The sequence below is a fragment of the Porphyromonas sp. COT-108 OH2963 genome, from assembly GCF_000768895.1.
Taxonomy (GTDB): domain Bacteria; phylum Bacteroidota; class Bacteroidia; order Bacteroidales; family Porphyromonadaceae; genus Porphyromonas_A; species Porphyromonas_A canoris.
The window spans coordinates 1-392 of the sequence record NZ_JRAP01000018.1 but is presented as its reverse complement, the minus strand read 5'-3'; the positions used below and the strand labels follow the sequence as shown (position 1 = coordinate 392).

The window sequence follows — 392 nt, the reverse complement described above, 5'->3', positions numbered from 1 at the left end:
ACGCTCTTTTCCGTAGGAGATACAGCGATGCCTTCCACCACCTTCACCAGGGTTACTTTCACCTCCTGCCCGTAAGCCGTACCGGCGGAATTGGTTGCGTACGCACGTGCATGGTAGACCTTGCCCGGAGTAAGGTTGCCGATGCTAACCTTGAAGCTGCCGGTCCCGGAGCCTCCGGAGACTTTATCGTTGGAAATAGTGGGAGCAGAACTCATGGCATAGCAGACACCACGATCCGTAACCGCCGCTCCGCCATCTGCAGAGACATTCCCCTCGCACTCGAAACTTGTTGTGGTGATGTTGGAAACAGAGCCGGTTGCTACCGTGGGAGCTTTTGCAGGCTCTTTGGGATCTTTCTTGCATCCCATAACAGACAGGGATACAGCCAGTAA

Annotated in this window: 1 pseudogene; it reads right to left on the bottom strand. The window is 54.8% G+C overall.

Going from position 1 to position 392, the window contains the following annotated elements:
* Positions 1-392 (bottom strand): annotated as a pseudogene (locus tag HQ39_RS09635) (hypothetical protein); the annotation flags it as partial.